At 68.1% G+C, this 15815-nt stretch carries 17 protein-coding genes and 2 pseudogenes; 10 read left to right on the forward strand and 9 right to left on the reverse strand.

The annotated features are described in order from the left end of the window. The first annotated feature begins 242 nt into the window (after positions 1-242). Genes JMF86_RS32815 through JMF86_RS32830 form a run of 4 tightly spaced genes read left to right on the forward strand, consistent with a single transcriptional unit; the run spans position 243 to position 4430 of the window. Positions 243-1205 (forward strand): cyclopropane-fatty-acyl-phospholipid synthase family protein, encoded by a 963-nt coding sequence (locus JMF86_RS32815; RefSeq protein WP_201317299.1) that lies wholly within the window; start codon positions 243-245, stop codon positions 1203-1205. A gap of 13 nt (positions 1206-1218) precedes the next feature. Next, positions 1219-2313, forward strand: coding sequence for a methyltransferase type 12 (locus JMF86_RS32820; protein WP_077179746.1), 1095 nt, complete (start codon positions 1219-1221; stop codon positions 2311-2313). A 12-nt stretch (positions 2314-2325) separates the two neighbouring features. Further along, positions 2326-3381, forward strand: a complete 1056-nt coding sequence (locus JMF86_RS32825; protein ID WP_077179745.1) for a Rieske 2Fe-2S domain-containing protein — start codon at positions 2326-2328, stop codon at positions 3379-3381. Next, the gene (locus tag JMF86_RS32830) at positions 3378-4430 is read left to right on the forward strand and encodes an aromatic ring-hydroxylating dioxygenase subunit alpha (RefSeq protein ID WP_201317300.1); all 1053 of its coding nucleotides are present in this window, start codon (positions 3378-3380) and stop codon (positions 4428-4430) included. The genes JMF86_RS32825 and JMF86_RS32830 overlap by 4 nt, the downstream gene beginning before the upstream one ends. A 28-nt stretch (positions 4431-4458) precedes the next feature. Here the strand turns inward: JMF86_RS32830 and JMF86_RS32835 are convergent. From JMF86_RS32835 to JMF86_RS32875, 9 genes and pseudogenes are all read right to left on the reverse strand, one after another. Then, positions 4459-4827, reverse strand: a pseudogene (locus JMF86_RS32835) (4Fe-4S dicluster domain-containing protein); the annotation flags it as partial. 123 nt (positions 4828-4950) lie between these two features. Then, positions 4951-5172: a hypothetical protein gene (locus JMF86_RS32840; protein WP_027808548.1), complete on the reverse strand. Its 222-nt coding sequence runs from the start codon at positions 5170-5172 to the stop codon at positions 4951-4953. Positions 5173-5321: 149 nt separating this feature from the next. Next, positions 5322-6446: a putative zinc-binding metallopeptidase gene (locus JMF86_RS32845; protein WP_201317301.1), complete on the reverse strand. Its 1125-nt coding sequence runs from the start codon at positions 6444-6446 to the stop codon at positions 5322-5324. Positions 6447-6473: 27 nt separating this feature from the next. Beyond that, complete coding sequence (locus JMF86_RS32850; protein WP_201317302.1) at positions 6474-6959, reverse strand: hemerythrin domain-containing protein; 486 nt, start codon at positions 6957-6959, stop codon at positions 6474-6476. Positions 6960-7241: 282 nt separating this feature from the next. Beyond that, the gene (locus JMF86_RS32855) at positions 7242-7649 is read right to left on the reverse strand and encodes a hypothetical protein (protein WP_235349350.1); all 408 of its coding nucleotides are present in this window, start codon (positions 7647-7649) and stop codon (positions 7242-7244) included. Next, positions 7649-8020 (reverse strand): hypothetical protein, encoded by a 372-nt coding sequence (locus JMF86_RS32860; protein ID WP_053525471.1) that lies wholly within the window; start codon positions 8018-8020, stop codon positions 7649-7651. The genes JMF86_RS32855 and JMF86_RS32860 overlap by 1 nt, the downstream gene beginning before the upstream one ends. Positions 8021-8071: 51 nt before the next feature. Beyond that, positions 8072-8320 carry a CsbD family protein gene (locus tag JMF86_RS32865; protein ID WP_027808545.1) on the reverse strand — a complete coding sequence of 83 codons (249 nt, stop codon included), beginning with the start codon at positions 8318-8320 and terminating at the stop codon, positions 8072-8074. 410 nt (positions 8321-8730) lie between these two features. Next, a complete protein-coding gene (locus tag JMF86_RS32870) occupies positions 8731-9438 on the reverse strand; it encodes a succinate dehydrogenase/fumarate reductase iron-sulfur subunit (protein WP_011545529.1) in 708 nt (235 codons plus the stop codon). Positions 9439-9530: 92 nt separating this feature from the next. Then, positions 9531-9773 carry a DUF6566 family protein gene (locus JMF86_RS32875; RefSeq protein ID WP_023476627.1) on the reverse strand — a complete coding sequence of 81 codons (243 nt, stop codon included), beginning with the start codon at positions 9771-9773 and terminating at the stop codon, positions 9531-9533. A gap of 177 nt (positions 9774-9950) precedes the next feature. Here JMF86_RS32875 and JMF86_RS32880 point away from each other — a divergent pair, with 177 nt between their 5' ends. From JMF86_RS32880 to JMF86_RS32905, 6 genes and pseudogenes are all read left to right on the forward strand, one after another. Further along, positions 9951-10646 carry an MgtC/SapB family protein gene (locus tag JMF86_RS32880; RefSeq protein ID WP_027808544.1) on the forward strand — a complete coding sequence of 232 codons (696 nt, stop codon included), beginning with the start codon at positions 9951-9953 and terminating at the stop codon, positions 10644-10646. Continuing rightward, positions 10643-10966, forward strand: a complete 324-nt coding sequence (locus JMF86_RS32885) for a hypothetical protein (RefSeq protein WP_011695012.1) — start codon at positions 10643-10645, stop codon at positions 10964-10966. The genes JMF86_RS32880 and JMF86_RS32885 overlap by 4 nt, the downstream gene beginning before the upstream one ends. Continuing rightward, positions 10963-13161: a VTT domain-containing protein gene (locus JMF86_RS32890; RefSeq protein ID WP_201317303.1), complete on the forward strand. Its 2199-nt coding sequence runs from the start codon at positions 10963-10965 to the stop codon at positions 13159-13161. The genes JMF86_RS32885 and JMF86_RS32890 overlap by 4 nt, the downstream gene beginning before the upstream one ends. Further along, positions 13152-13943 carry an endonuclease/exonuclease/phosphatase family protein gene (locus JMF86_RS32895; protein ID WP_027806790.1) on the forward strand — a complete coding sequence of 264 codons (792 nt, stop codon included), beginning with the start codon at positions 13152-13154 and terminating at the stop codon, positions 13941-13943. Before JMF86_RS32890 ends, JMF86_RS32895 begins: the two co-directional genes overlap by 10 nt. Before the next feature lie 29 nt (positions 13944-13972). After that, positions 13973-14461, forward strand: coding sequence for a phage protein NinX family protein (locus JMF86_RS32900; protein WP_201317304.1), 489 nt, complete (start codon positions 13973-13975; stop codon positions 14459-14461). A 151-nt stretch (positions 14462-14612) separates the two neighbouring features. Further along, positions 14613-15815 (forward strand): annotated as a pseudogene (locus JMF86_RS32905) (DUF3416 domain-containing protein); the annotation flags it as partial.

Here is a 15815-nt window from a genome sequence, read left to right on the forward strand (position 1 = left end):
GTGTCGCGATGTGGCGTCGTAGCGCCCTTTCCGCCATTTATCCGGGGATTCTATAAATGCGCACGGATCTTTCACCGTCATAACGTTTCGACCGAAGCATTACCTCGATTTATTCGATCGCACGATCACAGGTATCGGCCGGGGTATTTTTGTGCCGGCGTTTCGTAAAGACGTGCGCGGCCGCTCGATCGGCGGGCATTGTTTTGTCCGGTTTGACGGAAATGGACGACGCGAGGATTTCGATGAATCAGATCAGCGAACAGGCGATCGCCGAACTGCGCGCGCCGCACCTGGAACCCGCCCTACCGATCCGGGTGCTGCATGGCGAGACGGTGAGCGATTACGAGCGGAAAGTGCAGACGACCTACGCCGGCAGCCCGGACGACTGGCGCAAGGCGATCGGCGAGTACCTGTTGTTCCAGTTCGGTGTGTACGACGATCCGCGCTCCACGCCGCCGATCTCGCTCGATGAATCGGGCATTCGCTACTTCGAACGCCAGCTTCATCTCGCCGGCTTCGACGGCCCCGTTCCCCCGCGCGTCGAACGCATTCTCGACATCGGCTGCGGCTGGGGCTACATCCTGAAGTATCTGGCCGGCCGCTTCCCCGGCTGCATGCGCCTCGACGGTATCAACGTCAGTCGCGAACAGCTCGACTACTGCGCCCGCTTTCATGCGCAGCACGGGCTCGCGGGACGCATCAACCTGTATCAGTGCAACGCACAGGACGTCGATCGACTGCCCGATCCCGCGACGCCTTACGATCTCGTGATCATTCGCGGCGTGATCTCGCATTTCCCGAACGCGCTGTACGAAAAGGCGATGCGCGCGCTGCATGCGCGTGTGCGCGGCGGCGGCTCGGTGGTCATCTCGGACAATCTGTACAACGTCGACCTGAGCGAATACGCGTCCGACACGCCCGACGAGGTCGACCGGATCGCATGCAAGCACCGCAAGACGCCCGATTATTTCAGGCAGGTGCTGATCGACGCCGGGTTCGCGATCCGCGACATGCGCGTGCTGCCGTCGAACATCGACGTCGCGCGCTGGCTGATGGATGCCAAGGCCAACATCGACCGCCATTTTCCGCACCGTGCGCCGGACACGCTGGAAGAACTGCGCGTGCTCGCCGAAAACTGGTCCGTCGCGCTGATCAAGAACAAGGTGTCGACCTACAGCATCGTCGCGGTCAAACCCGACGCGTAACCCGGAGAGCCGCATGCAAGCATCCGGAACGCCGCGCGCCACGAGCGCGCCGCCCAGCGAGACGCAAACGCTGGTACTGCCGCTGCCGCATCTGTCGCTGCCCGTCGCACGGCACCCGCAGCATGAAGCAATCGAGCGGCAACTCGCGATCGACGACTACCCGTACATTGTGCAGCACTATCGCAGCGACGCAGCGGCGCGCTGTTTTCTCGCGCAGCGCATTCCCGCGTATGGCAGCCTGTGCTACCCGAATGCGCGGCCCGATCGCGTGTACGCGCTCCACCGCATGATGCACGTCACGACGCTGATGGACGACGCCTTCACACATCTCGCGCGTACCGGCGACCAGGCGGGGCTCGACACGTTGCGCGAGTATTTTCTGGCGGCCGTCGACGGCACGCCGCCGCCGGCCGACGCACCTTCCGCGCGACTGCTGCACGACACGCTGCGCTCGATGCGCGCCCAGAGCGAGGCGCGCCCGGCCTTCTGGCGGCGGTTCGTCGCATGCATCCGCGAGCAGATCCATACGCAGGCCAGCCCGACGGCAACCGATGCATCGCGCCTGTCGTTGGCCGACTATCTGGCGTTTCGCCGGGTCGAGGGCTTCGGCCACTGGATTACGCTGCTCACCGAATACGCGCTCGACATCGACATGGGGCAGCGCCTCGCGCAACACGCGGCGCTGGCCGACGCGCGCGATGCGACGATCGATTCGGTGATCCTCGTCAACGACCTGTTTTCGTTTCGCAAGGAATGGTCCGCGCACGAGCGATTCAACGCCGTGTGGATCCTGATGCGCGTCGAGCAACTGAACGCCCAGGCGGCGCTCGACCGGCTGGCGGTACTCTGCACGTCGAACGAACACCGTCTGATCGACGCGCGTGAAGCGGTCGCGACGGGCGCGCTGGCCGGCGACGCCGATGCACAGGCTTACGTAACGGAACTGGGCTACATGAGTGCGGGGAATGCGGAGTTTCATGCATTCAGCACCCGCTACCACGGCGACGACCTCGGCGGCGGGCGCTTCGCCGGCGGCGCAGTCGCGATGACGGCACTGCCGACGCTCGAGGAAATCGCGGCGGCGGACCGGCATGCTTCGCCCCGGTGACTGGAGACGCACATGCACGCACCGATCCCTGTTGTGCCCGAACCCGCCGCCGCTTCGCGACATCGCTATCCGGACGGCTGGTTCGCGCTGGCCTACAGCCGCGACGTCAAACCCGGCGCGCTCGTCGTGACGCGTTTCATGGGCGCGGACGTCGTGCTGTATCGAACGGCATCCGGCCTGATTCGCGCGGTTGCGCCGCATTGCCCGCACCTCGGCGCGCATCTCGGGCACGGCGGCATCGTGCGCGGCGAGGAGATCGTATGCCCGTTCCATCACCTCGCGTTCGCGCCGGACGGCACCTGCTTGCGCGCCGGGCGCGACGGCAAGCCGCCCGCCGCCACGCTGCGGCAGCGCCCCGTATGCGAATGGAACGGCCTCGTGCTCGCATGGCACGACCGTGCGGGCGCAGCGCCGTCGTGGTCGCTGCCCGAACTCGACCTCGACGGCTATTCGCGGCCGCGCGGCCAGTGCCATACGCTGAACGGCAGCCTGCAGAATCCGGCCGAGAACGGCGTCGACGTCAATCATTTCAGCCCGGTGCACGGCTGGTCGAATCCGGTGCTGGAGCCGCTGCAAGCCGACGGCCACCGGCTGACGATGCGCTCGACGCTCGTGCTGCTCGGGCAACGGCTGCTGCTTGACATCACGATGCACGGCCTGGGCTGCATGGCCGCGCGCATGGAACTGCCGGACCTCGGGCTGCACGCGCGGGTCGTGCTGTTCCCGACGCAGATCGAACCCGACCGCTGGACCTGCCGCGAATTCGTCGCGCTGCGCGTCGAACGTGCGTCGGCGTGGCCGTCGCCGCTGCGCCGGGCCCTGCACGAGGTCCTCGCGAGCGCCGCATACCGGCTGTGGTTCGTGCCGCAATTCAAGCGCGACCTGCGCATCTGGGATCACCGCGACTACGACGCACGCCCGACGCTGATGGCCGGCGAGCTGCCGATCATGACGTTCCGGCGCTGGGCCGCGCAGTTCTACCCGGCACCCGGCGGCGACGCACCCGACGGGCAAGACGGCGCCGGGCCGCCGGCCGTCATGCACGCCGATCGGGAATTCGCGCGATGAGTGCCATGCCGATGCAGGAGCGCGCGATGCATGCAGCCGGCCCCGTCGACGAAACCTCGCCGCTGCCCTATCCGGACGGCTGGTTCGCGCTGTGTTTCAGCCGCGAGCTGAAGCGCGGGGCCGTGCTCACGACGCCGTTCATGGGACGCGACGTCGTGCTGTACCGGACGGCCTCGGGCGTCGCGTGCGCGGTCGACGCGTATTGCCCGCACCAGGGCGCGCATCTCGGCCACGGCGGCACGGTCGACGGCGAGCAGATCGTCTGTCCGTTCCATCACTACGCGTACGGCCCCGACGGCCGGCGTATCGCCGCCGGCTGCGCGAAGGGCGGCCAGACGCTGACGCTTCGCACCCGGCATGTGCGCGAGTGGAACGGCTTCGTGTTCGTATGGCAGAACGCCGACGGCCTGGCGCCGACCTGGGAACTGCCGGAAGTGGACATGACCGGCTTCTCGGCACCGGTCGGCCAGGCATTCACGCTACGCGGCGTGATGCAGAACCTGCCGGAAAACGGCTTCGACCTCGAACATTTCGGCGCGCTGCATCGCTGGAAGGACATGAAGCCGCATACGCCCGTGATCGACGGCCCGCGCATTTCGATGCAGGTGGACATGGCGTGGAAGCACATCAAATGGAGCACGGTGATCGGCGTTCACGGCCTTGGCTGCGTGTCGTCCGACCATGAAATGAAGGCGATCGGCCTCGAAGCGAAGATCTTCGCATGCGGCGTACAGGTCGCGCCGTTGCGCTGGACCTTCCGGGACGGTATTTCGTTCCGCTTTTCGTGGCTGTCGAGATGGCCAGCTCCGTTGCAGCGGCTCGTCTACGCCGCGCTCGGCCGGTTGCTGCACCGGCTGTGGCTGGTACCGGTGTTCAAGGAAGACATCATGGTGTGGGGCAATCGCGACTACACCGGCTACGGTACCCCGGTCGCAGGCGACGGGCCGTACCCGGTGTTCCAGCGATGGGCGCGGCAGTTCTATCCGGGCGACGCTCGCGTTGCGGCACAGCATCGCGCCGCGCAGGCGGACGCGTTCGCCGGGAAATAGCGGAGCCCTGGCCTCCGGATGTCCCGCGCTACACCGTCCGCCTGACCAGCATCGTCCGGATCTCCGAAATCGCCTTGGTCGGATTCAGCCCCTTCGGGCACACATCCGTGCAGTTCATGATCGTCCGGCAGCGGAACAGCCGGTACGGGTCCTCGAGATCGTCGAGCCGCTCGGCCGTCGCGAGATCCCGCGAATCGGCGATGAAGCGGTACGCCTGCAGCAGCCCGGCCGGGCCGACGAACTTGTCCGGGTTCCACCAGTAGCTCGGGCACGACGTCGAACAGCACGCGCACAGGATGCATTCGTACAGTCCGTCCAGCTGGTCGCGCTCCTCCGGCGATTGCAGCCGCTCGCGCGCGGGCGGCGTCGTGTCGTTGATCAGGTATGCGGCGACAGCATCTTTCCGCGCCGGTCTCACGCCATTCGGCGAAGAGGCCGCAACAAGCCATCCGGATTTCCGCCATGGTCACCCAGCCGGAACGGAAGAGCGGCAGCAGGCAGCGGCCGCTCTTCCGCCGCGTCACTGCGATGCGGCGGTCGCCGCGCTCGCTTCTTTCGCCTTCTTCGCCGCGTGGTGGTGGCCAAGCGCACATCCCGCCGCCGCACCGACCGCGCCGTGATGGCCGGCGACGTGCCCGGCTACCCCACCCACTGCCGCGCCCTTCAGGCATCCAGCCGCCTGAACCGATAGGGAAACGGCCGACAACGCGACGCACACCATTGCGATCGAGAGGAATTTCATGCGGAATTCTCCTGGAAAAAACGGCGTGCCCGTGCAGGCGGATCCTGCGTGAAAGCACTCGCCGTCCGTACGAAACACTTTCGACATGCACGACGCGCATGCCGGAAGTCCGTATTCGAACCGTTTCGGTTCCCGCCGCGCCCGGACGATTACCGCACGCTGCCCGGCTCCGCGCCGCTCCCCGCCGCATAGGCGACGAGCGACGGCTGGGCAGCCGCCGCGTCACCCGACGCGGCCACGACATCGTGCACGAAACGCAATTTCGCGACGACGGCGGGCGCCAGCACGAACGGATAGGCGTCCGGCGTCCCCATGCTGCGGTTCAGGCTGTTCAGCGCGTAGGTCAGCGGGAACCAGCGCCGCATCAGGCTGCTGAAGCTCGCTTCGTCGACCGACGTCTGGTCGGCCAGCGTCGGCAGGCTCGCGTCGTCGGGGGCAAGCACGAGCCCACATGCGGTCGCGGTATCGAGCGTGTCGACGATATGCAGGTAATGCGCCCACGTCTCGGCCCAGTCTTCCCACGGGTGCATCGTCGCGTACTCGCTGACGTACGCGCTCTCCCAGTCCGTGGGTTCGTTATTGGCATAGTGTGCGTCGAGCGCTGCCTGGTAATCGGCACGCTCGTCGCCGAAACAGGCGCGAAACGGCTCCATCCAGCGGCTGCCTCGCACGAGACGATCGAAGTAGTAGTGGCCGATTTCATGCCGGAAATGGCCGAGCAAGGTGCGATAGGGCTCGCGCATGTCCGTGCGGATCCGCTCCCGCTTCGCGTCGTCTGCTTCGTCGAGGTTTACCGTGATGAGGCCGTTCGCATGGCCGGTCATGACGACCTCGGTATCGGTCGATGCCTTGAACGAGAAGCCCATTCCGCGCGCCGGCTGCTGCGCGCGCGACTCCACCGGCAAGCCCAGCACGAGGAGCGTGTATAGCAGTCGTCGCTTCGCTGCCTCGAGACGGAACCACAGCAGCCGGTTGTCGGGCGACGACAGGTTCGGGATCGTCTCGGTGAGCACGCACGCGCGGCATAGCGTGTCGTCGCTTTCCGCCGGAATCATCCAGTTGCAAACATGCTCCACGGCGTAGTTGGCGCATTGGCGATAGCGTTTCCCGGGCATGGCCGCGTGCAGGCTACGCCATGTTCCGTCGCCCGCGGGCTCGAACGCGCCGACTTCGCCAACGTCCGGCAGATAGCCGAGCAGCGCATCGCAACGCTCGCACTTCACGTTCTCGAAGAACACCAGTTGCGAACATCGTCCACAGTGGAAGGTTTTCATGATGTGACGTCCGGGTAGAGGATTACGTCATCGCTCAGCGCGGGCGCGGGCCGGCCGCTCTTCGTCCGCCAGCCGCACGTGCATGCGCCGATAGTCGTTCCGGTATCGCCTCGCAAGCGTCGACTTGTCCGTCTCGCTCAGGATTTTTCCGGATATCTGAAAGAAGATCTTTTCCTCTTCTTTCAGATGCTCGTGCAGTTCTTCAGACAGTTTCCTGGCCGTTGCCAGCCAGCCACGCGAGCCGGGGTCACGGTCGCGCAGATTGTCGACGATCTCGTCCATCCGGTGATGATCGGCAAGTGCATCGCGCGACGGATGAAGCCCGCGGTCGTCCATCAGGATCGGAGCATAGAGAAAGCGCTCCTCGGCGGCCTCGTGCGCGCCAAGTTCGATGCGCAGTTGTTCGAACAGCATGCCGCGATCGGGGCCTGGCTTCGACCGCAATAGCCGGCGCATCAATGCGCGCTGGATCTGATGGCTTTCGCGCAGTGCATCGAAGATCGTTTCGGACATGCAGGACTCTCCCGGGCGATCGGCCTTCGGCGCATTGCGCCGTAGACCCGACATAGTTACAAAGCTGCGTGCCTCCCCGACGGTCGCACATGCACTAGTGCGTATCCACGCTATCGACGACCTTCGACAATCCACGTGCAACTGGCAGCGGCACTCGACAGCGCGCTACCCCGCAGCATGGACGCAAAGACAAGCATTCCGCGCGTTTTCAGCCAACGACACGGGAGGCCCCCTCGCAGGATCAGGCCACGCGATTGAACACTCGGACCACGGACAGCAGGATCACGGCACCGATGACTTGATCGACGATGCTGCGGCGGGAGGGCCGCTCGTTGCCGTGCCGGGCGCGTCAAGCCACGCCTGCCGCGGCCTAAATTTCAGCCGCACGATATCGCGGGTCATCCGCCCGATCAATGCGACCAGGCCGGCGCGCACTGCCGTCGCGACGAGGCGTCGCGGTCCGAGGACCGCCAGGCCCACCAGCGCCACGGCAATACTGGCGCCGGTCGAGCCGTACAGAGTCGGCAGGCTCGTCGACGGATGTCTGGCGCGGTCGTGGGCAGACGACTGCTGCGTCGTGTCGATCACATGGCTCGACGCGGACAACTCCGCGCGGGTTGCCGCCATGCGTGCCAGCAGGACGCGCCGCTGCGATTCGAGCGGTTGGCGGTCGGATGCTCGTTGCGTCATCACACACTCTCCCGGACGGTGCGGATATCGCGCTGCAACTCCTCGCTCAGAACGGAAAAGGTACCGTGCTCGTCACGCGTGCGTACCACGAGGAGCGCGCCGATGGACGCGAGCACCCAGAATCCCGCTACGGCCCATGCGACCTCGATCAGGTAACGCGTGTTCGCCGCGCTGACGATCGCTGCCACGCACACGAATGCGAGCCCGAACATCACGCTCAGTCCCAGCAGGGCATACAGGATCAGGTCGCGCATGAAGCGCTTCCGGGCGAGGCCGAGTTCGATGGCTGCGAGATTCGCATAATCGGTCAGGCGTGCGACAGAAAATTGCGCGGCGTGCGACCACTTCCCCAGTCTTGAAAGCAAAGCCATGACATGCTCCGATGCGAACTTGTCCCGGTTTCGAAGAATCATCCGTGCCGATCAGCGCTTCGACCACATGGCGCCGATGATGAAACTCACTGCAGCGACCGCCGCCAGCGCGGCAACGGGATTGTTCGCGGCGACGTCGCGGAGCTGTTCGAGCGCCTCGCCATACGATTGCTGAACCTTGCCGGCCACTTGGCGCGCCTGTCCATCGAGTTCCATGCGGCTATCGCCGATCGCTTCGCCTACTGCCTCCTGCGCCTTGCCTGCCAGATTGCGTGCTGCGCCTTCCGTTCTTTCAAACATGATCGACTCTCCATTCAATCGAGTTGTCCACCTGCCTGCGCACCCCTCGATCTCGCGATAGATCGCTCCGATGCCGTGCGGCTCAGTATAGGGACATCCTTAGGTGGCCGATCATGTTCAAATGCACCGAGAAAACTAGTGCATTTGGATGGGAAAAGTAGCGGTGAGCGCGGTGCGGCCGGCACACGTCAGAACGTTCCATACACTCGAAATTTTCGATTCTTAACGCATTGACAACCCAGCGTTTCTAAAACAGAAAATTCGTTGTGCCATCGATAATAATCAGCCGCGAAGTCGTCAGATCGATCTGTTTCTCTCGTCAATGTCGCGCGATGAAAGACTTGCTACCGCTTTGGTACGAGACGCGCTGGGGCAACGGCGGACCGCCCGGGACGCGCCGCCACGCCTCGCTACACCGTCCGCCTGACCAGCATCGTCCGGATCTCCGAAATCGCCTTGGTCGGATTCAGCCCCTTGGGGCACACGTCCGTGCAATTCATGATCGTCCGGCAGCGGAACAGCCGGTACGGATCCTCGAGATCGTCGAGCCGCTCGGCCGTCGCGAGATCCCGCGAATCGGCGATGAAGCGGTACGCCTGCAGCAGCCCGGCCGGACCGACAAACTTGTCCGGGTTCCACCAGTAGCTCGGGCACGACGTCGAACAGCACGCGCACAGGATGCATTCGTACAGCCCGTCGAGCTGGTCGCGCTCCTCCGGCGATTGCAGCCGCTCGCGCGCGGGCGGCGTCGTGTCGTTGATCAGGTATGGCCGGATCGAGTGGTACTGGTTGAAGAAATCGGTCATGTCGACGATCAGGTCGCGCACCACCGGCAGCCCCGGCAATGGCCGCAGCACGATCTCGCGCGGCAGCGTCTGCATGTTGGTGAGGCATGCGAGGCCGTTCTTGCCGTTGATGTTCATCGCGTCCGAGCCGCAGATGCCTTCGCGGCAGGAGCGCCGATACGACAGCGTCTCGTCGTCGCACTTCACGCGGCCCAGCACGTCGAGCAGCATGCGGTCGTCCGGATTCACGTCGATCTCGTAGCGCTGCATGTAAGGCGCCGCGTCGCGGTCGGGGTCGTAGCGATAGATATGCAAGGTGCGCGGATCGCTCATCGGTTCCTCCCGGCGCGGGCCGGCGTGGGTTCATGGGGTACTTGCACGGCGGGGCGCTGTCGCGGCACACGGCGCCGCAAGCGCGATGCCGGTCAATCGTCGTCCACGCGCTTGTCGATCAGATAGCGGCCGCGCTCGAGGCCCGCCCGCAGCGCCTCGACCTCGGTCAGCCATTCGGGGCCGGCGGCTTCCGGCACCACCAGCTCGATGCGTGCGCCGTTGACGTACACCTGCACCTCGTCGCGCCATGCGCCGCGCTCGTTGGGTCGCGCCCACACGAAAATCTCGTGGCCGCGATACGGGTCCCGAACCTGTGCGTCCTGTTGATGTGCCACGGTGGCCTCCTGTCTTATCTGCGATAGCGATGCAAAAAATGCGCGCCGCATGCGCGCCAGGCGCGCCGTCGGCCTTGCGCGCACGCGCCGTGCCCGGCCGGCACGCTGCTTGCGTCCCTTTTCCGCATCGAACCGCTACCGGGCCCGCTTCACTTAGGGCCGGAAGGGATGCACATCATGATCGGCCACCTCGAATTACTCGGACGCCTGCTGCTGGCCGCGCTGCTCGGCAGCGTGATCGGGCTCGAACGCGAACGCCTCAACTGGGCCGCCGGGCTGCGCACGCACATGCTCGTGTGCGTGGGCTCCGCGCTCGTGATGCTGGTGTCGACGTTCGGCTTCGAGGACGTGCGCGGGCAGAACGGCGTCGTGCTCGATCCGTCGCGGGTCGCCGCGCAAGTGGTGTCCGGCATCGGCTTTCTCGGCGCGGGCTCGATCCTGCTGCGCGGCGAAGTGGTGCGCGGGCTGACGACGGCCGCGAGCCTGTGGGCGGTGGCCGGCGTCGGGCTCGCCGCGGGTGGCGGCATGGTGGTTGCGTCGGTCGGCGCGACGGCGATCGTGCTCGCGATCCTCGCGGGCGTGAAACCGCTCGAGCGCCGCTTCATCGCGCAGCGCCAGCAGCGCACGCTGCAGCTCGTGGCCGAGCGCGGCGGCCTCACGCTCGGCACGCTGCACGAGGCGCTCGGCCCCGGCCGGGTGCGCGTGAAACGGTTCATCGTCCAGCAATCGGACGACGATCCGGACACCGACGACATCTCCGTCTCGTTCTCGCGCACGAGCGGGCCGGAATTTGCGGCGATCTGCGAGACGCTGCAAAACATCGCGTGCGTACGGACCTGTCAACCCGACACCTCGTCAAGGAGTTTCGTGTGACCCAGACCGACCTGCTCTCCTATCTCGTGACGAGCCAGCTCGCCGCGCGCATGCGCAGCGGAACGTGGCTCACGACCAGCCAGCTGGTGGGCGCGCTGCGCGCGTGGCTCGCGTGCCAGCACGCCGAATGCGACTGGCTCGACCGGATCAGGATCGCGCACGCGTCGGCGACGATCGCGCAGGAGATCTACGACATCGCGGTCGCGGATGGCGAGCATGCGCGGCTCGACGCGCATTCGCCGGAGTTGCAGGGGCTTCGGGCACGCTGCGATGCGCTGCTGCAGCGGATCGACGGCAACCGGGACGTCGGGGCCCGATGATCGCGCCGGATCGCGTGACCCGCGCCGACGACCGGCGCATCGACGCCGCGTCGGCGGACGGCCCGTCGCGGCACGGCCTGCTCGAACGCGGGCGCAACTGCGACACGATCCGCCACGCGGACCGCTTCACGATGCTGGTCGACGGCGACGCGTATTTCTCGACGCTGCGCGCCGCGCTGCTGCGTGCGCGCCATACGGTGTTCATCGTCGGCTGGGACGTCGACAGCCGGATGCGGCTCGCGCCGGGCGGCGCGGACGACACGCTGCCCGACACGCTCGCGGCCTTCCTGCATGCGCTCGCGTCGGCCCGTCACAACCTGCGCATCTACGTGCTCGCGTGGGATTTCGCGATGATCTACGCGCTGGAGCGCGACTGGCCGCCCGTGTATCGGGCCGGCTGGCGCGCGCATCGCGGCATCCGGTTCCGGCTCGACGATGCGCACCCGCGCGGTGCATCGCATCACCAGAAGCTGGTCGTGATCGACGACCGGCTCGCGTTCGTCGGCGGCCTCGACCTGACGCGCGCCCGCTGGGACACGCCCGCGCATGCGGCCGACGATCCGCGCCGCCGCGACGAGCAGGGCATGCCGTACGGGCCGTTCCACGACGTGCACGCGATGTTCGACGGCGACGCGGCCGCCGCGATCGGCGATCAGGCGCGGGCCCGCTGGCTGCAGGCGTGCGGGCGCCCGATCGCGATCCGCGCGCAGCGGCATCTCTACCGGCCCGACGACGACGATCCGTGGCCGCGCGAGGCGCGCGTCGACGTGCGCGACGTGCGGCTCGGCATCGCCTATACGGCGCCGCGCCACGGCGGGCGCGAACCGGTGCGGCAGGTGCGCGCGCTGGTCGAGGACACGATCCGCGCCGCGCAGCGGCACCTGTATGTCGAAAACCAGTATTTCACCGCGGCGGTGGTGCGCGACGCGTTGTCCTCGCGCCTCGCCGATACGGACGGGCCGGACGTCACCGTCGTCGCGCCGCGGGTGCAGAGCGGCTGGCTGCAAGAGGCGACGATGGGCGTGCTGCGCGCGCGGCTGCACGCGACGCTCGCGTCGGCCGACCGCTTCGACCGCTACCGGCTGCTGTATCCGCACGTCGACGGGCTTGGCGACGCGTGCGTGAACGTGCACAGCAAGATCGCGATCGTCGACGACGAATGCATCGTGATCGGCAGCGCGAACCTCAATAACCGCTCGATGGTGCTCGATACCGAATGCTGCATCGCGCTCGTCGCGGCCGGCGATCCACGCATCCGCGGCGCGATCGCCGGCATGCGCGAGCGGCTGCTGGCCGAGCATCTCGGCACGACGCCCGCCGAGGTGGCCGACGCGTTCGCGTGCGGCGAACGGCCGAACGTCGTGCTCGACCAGCTGCGCGCAAAACCCGGCCGCACGCTGCGCACGCTCGATCCGGCCGTGTCGCCGCAATTCGAGGCGCTCGTGCCGGTCAGCGCGCGGCTCGACCCCGAGCAGCCGATCGAGCCCGACCGGTTCGTCCGCGAATTCGTGCCGCACGAACAGCACCGCTCGCTCACCGCGCGCTTTTTCGTGCTCGGCGCGATCGTGCTCGCGATCGCCGCGCTGGCGCTCGCGTGGCGCTTCACGCCGCTGGGCGCGCACCTGAACGTCGCGTCGCTGTCGCACGCGGTGGCCGGCATCGCGCGGCTGCCGGCCGCGCCGGTGCTGCTGCTCGCGGCGTACGTGGTGGCGGCGACCTGCGCGGTGCCGATCACGCTGCTGATCGCCGCGACGGGGCTCGTGTTCGGCGCGTGGCCGGGCTTCGCGTATGCGGGCATCGGCTCGATGGCGGCCGCCGCCGCGACCTACGCGCTGGGCCGCTGGCTCGGGCGCGACGCGGTGCGCCGGCTCGCCGGCCCGCGCGCGAACCGGCTGAGCGAGCACATCGGCCGGCGCGGCGTGGTCGCGATGGCCGTGCTGCGGCTGCTGCCGATCGCGCCGTTCACCGTCGTGAACCTCGTCGCCGGCGCGTCGCACATCGGGCTGCGCGACTACCTGATCGGCACCGCGCTCGGGATGCTGCCCGGCATCGTACTGACCGTCACGTTCGCGCACCAGCTGACCGCGGCGCTCAGCCATCCGGGGCCCGGTGCGTTCGCGTGGCTCGCGGCGATCGGCCTCGCGCTGGTCGGCGTGTCGATCCTGCTCGTGAGGATGCTGCGACGATGGCGCTGAGCAAACAACCGGCCCCGGCGCCGCACGTCGTCACCGCCGACGCGGCGCCCGCCGCCGCGCCGGGCGGGCGCGACCTGCGGATCGCGACCTACAACATCCACGGCGGCTACGGCGCGTGGCCGGCGCGTGCGGTCGACCGGATCGCGGCCGTGATCGACGAACTCGACGCGGACGTGATCGCGCTGCAGGAAGTGCCGCTCGGCGGCACGCGCGCGCCGGACGTGCTTGCGCACCTGCGCGACGCGACCGGCATGCACGCGGTGGCCGGCCCGACGATCGACACGCCCGAGCGCCGCTACGGCAACGCGGTGCTGTCACGCTGCCCGATCCGCGCGGCGCGCACGCTCGACCTGTCGTTCCACCCGCGCGAGCCCCGCGGCGCGCTCGACGCCGACATCGACTGCAGCACGGGCCCGATCCGCGTGGTCGCGACCCATCTCGGGCTGTCGGCCAGCGAACGCAGCGCGCAGGTGCAGCGCCTGCTCGCGGCATTCGATACGGGCGCGATGCCGGTGATCCTGCTCGGCGACATCAACGAATGGTTCGTGCGCGGCCGCGCGCTGCAGGCGCTCGTCACGCGGTTCCGGCGTGCGCCGGCGCCGCGCACATTCCCGACCGTGTGCCCGGTGTTCTCGCTGGACCGGATCTGGATTCATCCGGGCGAGCTGCTGGTCGACGTGGTCGTGCACCGCAGCGCGCGGGCGCGGCACGCGTCGGACCACTACCCGCTGGTGGCGCGGATGCGTTCGACGCCCGCGACGGGCACGGCGCTTGCGCGGTGACGCGTTTTTCGATCGAACGGAGGCAGCCCATGCGAACCGACGCACTCGACGGAAAGGATCTCGACTACTGGTGCGCACGCGCGTTGTGCGCCGATGACGAAGACACGCTGCGCTTCACGGCGGTCGCGCCGACCGTGGTCGTGACGGCCGCCTGCGACGCGTTCCGGCATCTCGACGCACCGTTCGCGCCGTCGGCGTCGTGGGCCGACGCGGGCGCAGTGCTCGATCGCGTGGAGGATCTGCGGATCGCCCGCCACGGCGACGAGGTCGAATGCGACGCGACCTTCGTCGACGGCCCGTCGACCTGCGGCGCTCGTGGCCACACGGCGCGTGAGGCGCTGCTGCGCGCATTCGTGCGCGCACGCTTCGGCGACGAGGTGGACGCGCCGCCGCCGTTTCCGCACCGGATCGAACATGGCACGGTGGTGCGGTATGACCCGGGTGTGCCGATCCCGACGACGGACGACGATGCCGCGACGGGCGACAGTTCGGATATCCGCTCCATACCGCGCATGTAGTACATACGTGGGCCTGGCGCTCATGTAAAAACGACAGGCCCCTTCAAACCGCTTTCCCCTGCACGCCCCCGCCCTGCTGACGTTCGCGCAGCAGGCACGCAGGTTGCGACGAACCGGCTTTACCGCTCGCGCCACTCGCCCACGCCGCGCCATGGACTCCACACCACCGTTCGCTCCGCACCTCTACTTCTGCGACGCCCGCCTCGTCGGGCCGCTCGACGCGTGGCCGCAAACCTTCGCGCACATCGCGGGGATGGGCTTCGATCACGTGCTGGTCGGCGCGTTCTGGGCCGCGAGCGTGGCCGGCTTTCCGCGCCACGTGGCGGATTTCCGGCGGCCGGCCCAGTCGTTCGAGACACGCGCGAGCGCGCTCGAAACCTTCTCGCGGCTCGCGCAACTGGCGAAGGGCCACGGGCTGCGCCTGCTGCTCGAAGTCGTGCCCGACCGCATCGCGCGCGACAATCCGCTGCGCGCCGAGCATCCTGACTGGTACGTCGAGCGTACGCACGACGACGCGCTGATCGATCCGCGCGGCACCGCGCACGCACTGGATATCGCGCATGCGAACACCGCCGACGAAGCCGTGCGCGACGCGCTGTCGGCATGGTGGTGCGCGCATCTCGCGACGTACGCCGACGCGGGCGCGGCCGGCTTCCTGATCGACGCGCCGCATCACCTGCCGGCCGACTGGTGGCCGGGCTGGCGCGCGGCGCTGCGCCGTGCGCGCCCGGACGTCGCGGTGCTCGCCGGGGTGCCCGGTCATGCACGTGACGCGCTCGCGCAACTCGAAGCCGCCGGGTTCGACGCGGTGTTTTCATCGGTGCGCTGGTGGGACCTGCGCGCGCCGTGGTTCGCGGACGAGCACCGGCTGCTGCGACGGATCGGCGCGCCGATCGCGTTCCCCGATGCGCCCGACGGCCCGCGTCTGGCCGACGACTGGCCCGACGCGCCGGACGACACCGTCGCCCGCGCGTATCGCCGCGCGCTGTGGACGGCCGCGGCCGTCGGCACCGGCTGGCTCGTGCCGATGGGCTTCGAGCGCGGCGTGACGGTGCCGCTGATGGCCCGCGACGCGGATGCCGCGCGCTACCGCGCCGCGTTCGAGCACGCGCGTTTCGACCTGTCGGGCGCGCTCGCCGATGCGAACGCGTGGCGCCGCGCCACGCCCGTGGCCGCGGCGCGCGGTGAAATCGTGCAACTGAGCGCGCCGGGCGCGACCGCGACCGCATTGCTGCGCGGCACCGGGCCGCTGCTCGAACACGACGACGCGGCGTTGCTGATCGCATTGAATCCCGATCTCGACGCGCCGGCGACGGTCGACCCCGCGGCGATCCTGCCCGGCGTGCCGGGCGGT

This window comes from Burkholderia sp. E168m15 (assembly GCF_016586105.1).
Lineage (GTDB): Bacteria > Pseudomonadota > Gammaproteobacteria > Burkholderiales > Burkholderiaceae > Burkholderia > Burkholderia orbicola.

Excerpts from the sequence above, each read along its gene's own strand:
- JMF86_RS32815 (WP_201317299.1), top strand. The coding sequence starts at position 243 with ATGAATCAGATCAGCGAACAGGCGATCGCCGAACTGCGCGCGCCGCAC.
- JMF86_RS32820 (WP_077179746.1), top strand. The coding sequence starts at position 1,219 with ATGCAAGCATCCGGAACGCCGCGCGCCACGAGCGCGCCGCCCAGCGAG.
- JMF86_RS32825 (WP_077179745.1), top strand. The coding sequence starts at position 2,326 with ATGCACGCACCGATCCCTGTTGTGCCCGAACCCGCCGCCGCTTCGCGA.
- JMF86_RS32830 (WP_201317300.1), top strand. The coding sequence starts at position 3,378 with ATGAGTGCCATGCCGATGCAGGAGCGCGCGATGCATGCAGCCGGCCCC.
- JMF86_RS32840 (WP_027808548.1), bottom strand. The coding sequence starts at position 5,172 with ATGAAATTCCTCTCGATCGCAATGGTGTGCGTCGCGTTGTCGGCCGTT.
- JMF86_RS32845 (WP_201317301.1), bottom strand. The coding sequence starts at position 6,446 with ATGAAAACCTTCCACTGTGGACGATGTTCGCAACTGGTGTTCTTCGAG.
- JMF86_RS32850 (WP_201317302.1), bottom strand. The coding sequence starts at position 6,959 with ATGTCCGAAACGATCTTCGATGCACTGCGCGAAAGCCATCAGATCCAG.
- JMF86_RS32855 (WP_235349350.1), bottom strand. The coding sequence starts at position 7,649 with ATGACGCAACGAGCATCCGACCGCCAACCGCTCGAATCGCAGCGGCGC.
- JMF86_RS32860 (WP_053525471.1), bottom strand. The coding sequence starts at position 8,020 with ATGGCTTTGCTTTCAAGACTGGGGAAGTGGTCGCACGCCGCGCAATTT.
- JMF86_RS32865 (WP_027808545.1), bottom strand. The coding sequence starts at position 8,320 with ATGTTTGAAAGAACGGAAGGCGCAGCACGCAATCTGGCAGGCAAGGCG.
- JMF86_RS32870 (WP_011545529.1), bottom strand. The coding sequence starts at position 9,438 with ATGAGCGATCCGCGCACCTTGCATATCTATCGCTACGACCCCGACCGC.
- JMF86_RS32880 (WP_027808544.1), top strand. The coding sequence starts at position 9,951 with ATGATCGGCCACCTCGAATTACTCGGACGCCTGCTGCTGGCCGCGCTG.
- JMF86_RS32890 (WP_201317303.1), top strand. The coding sequence starts at position 10,963 with ATGATCGCGCCGGATCGCGTGACCCGCGCCGACGACCGGCGCATCGAC.
- JMF86_RS32895 (WP_027806790.1), top strand. The coding sequence starts at position 13,152 with ATGGCGCTGAGCAAACAACCGGCCCCGGCGCCGCACGTCGTCACCGCC.
- JMF86_RS32900 (WP_201317304.1), top strand. The coding sequence starts at position 13,973 with ATGCGAACCGACGCACTCGACGGAAAGGATCTCGACTACTGGTGCGCA.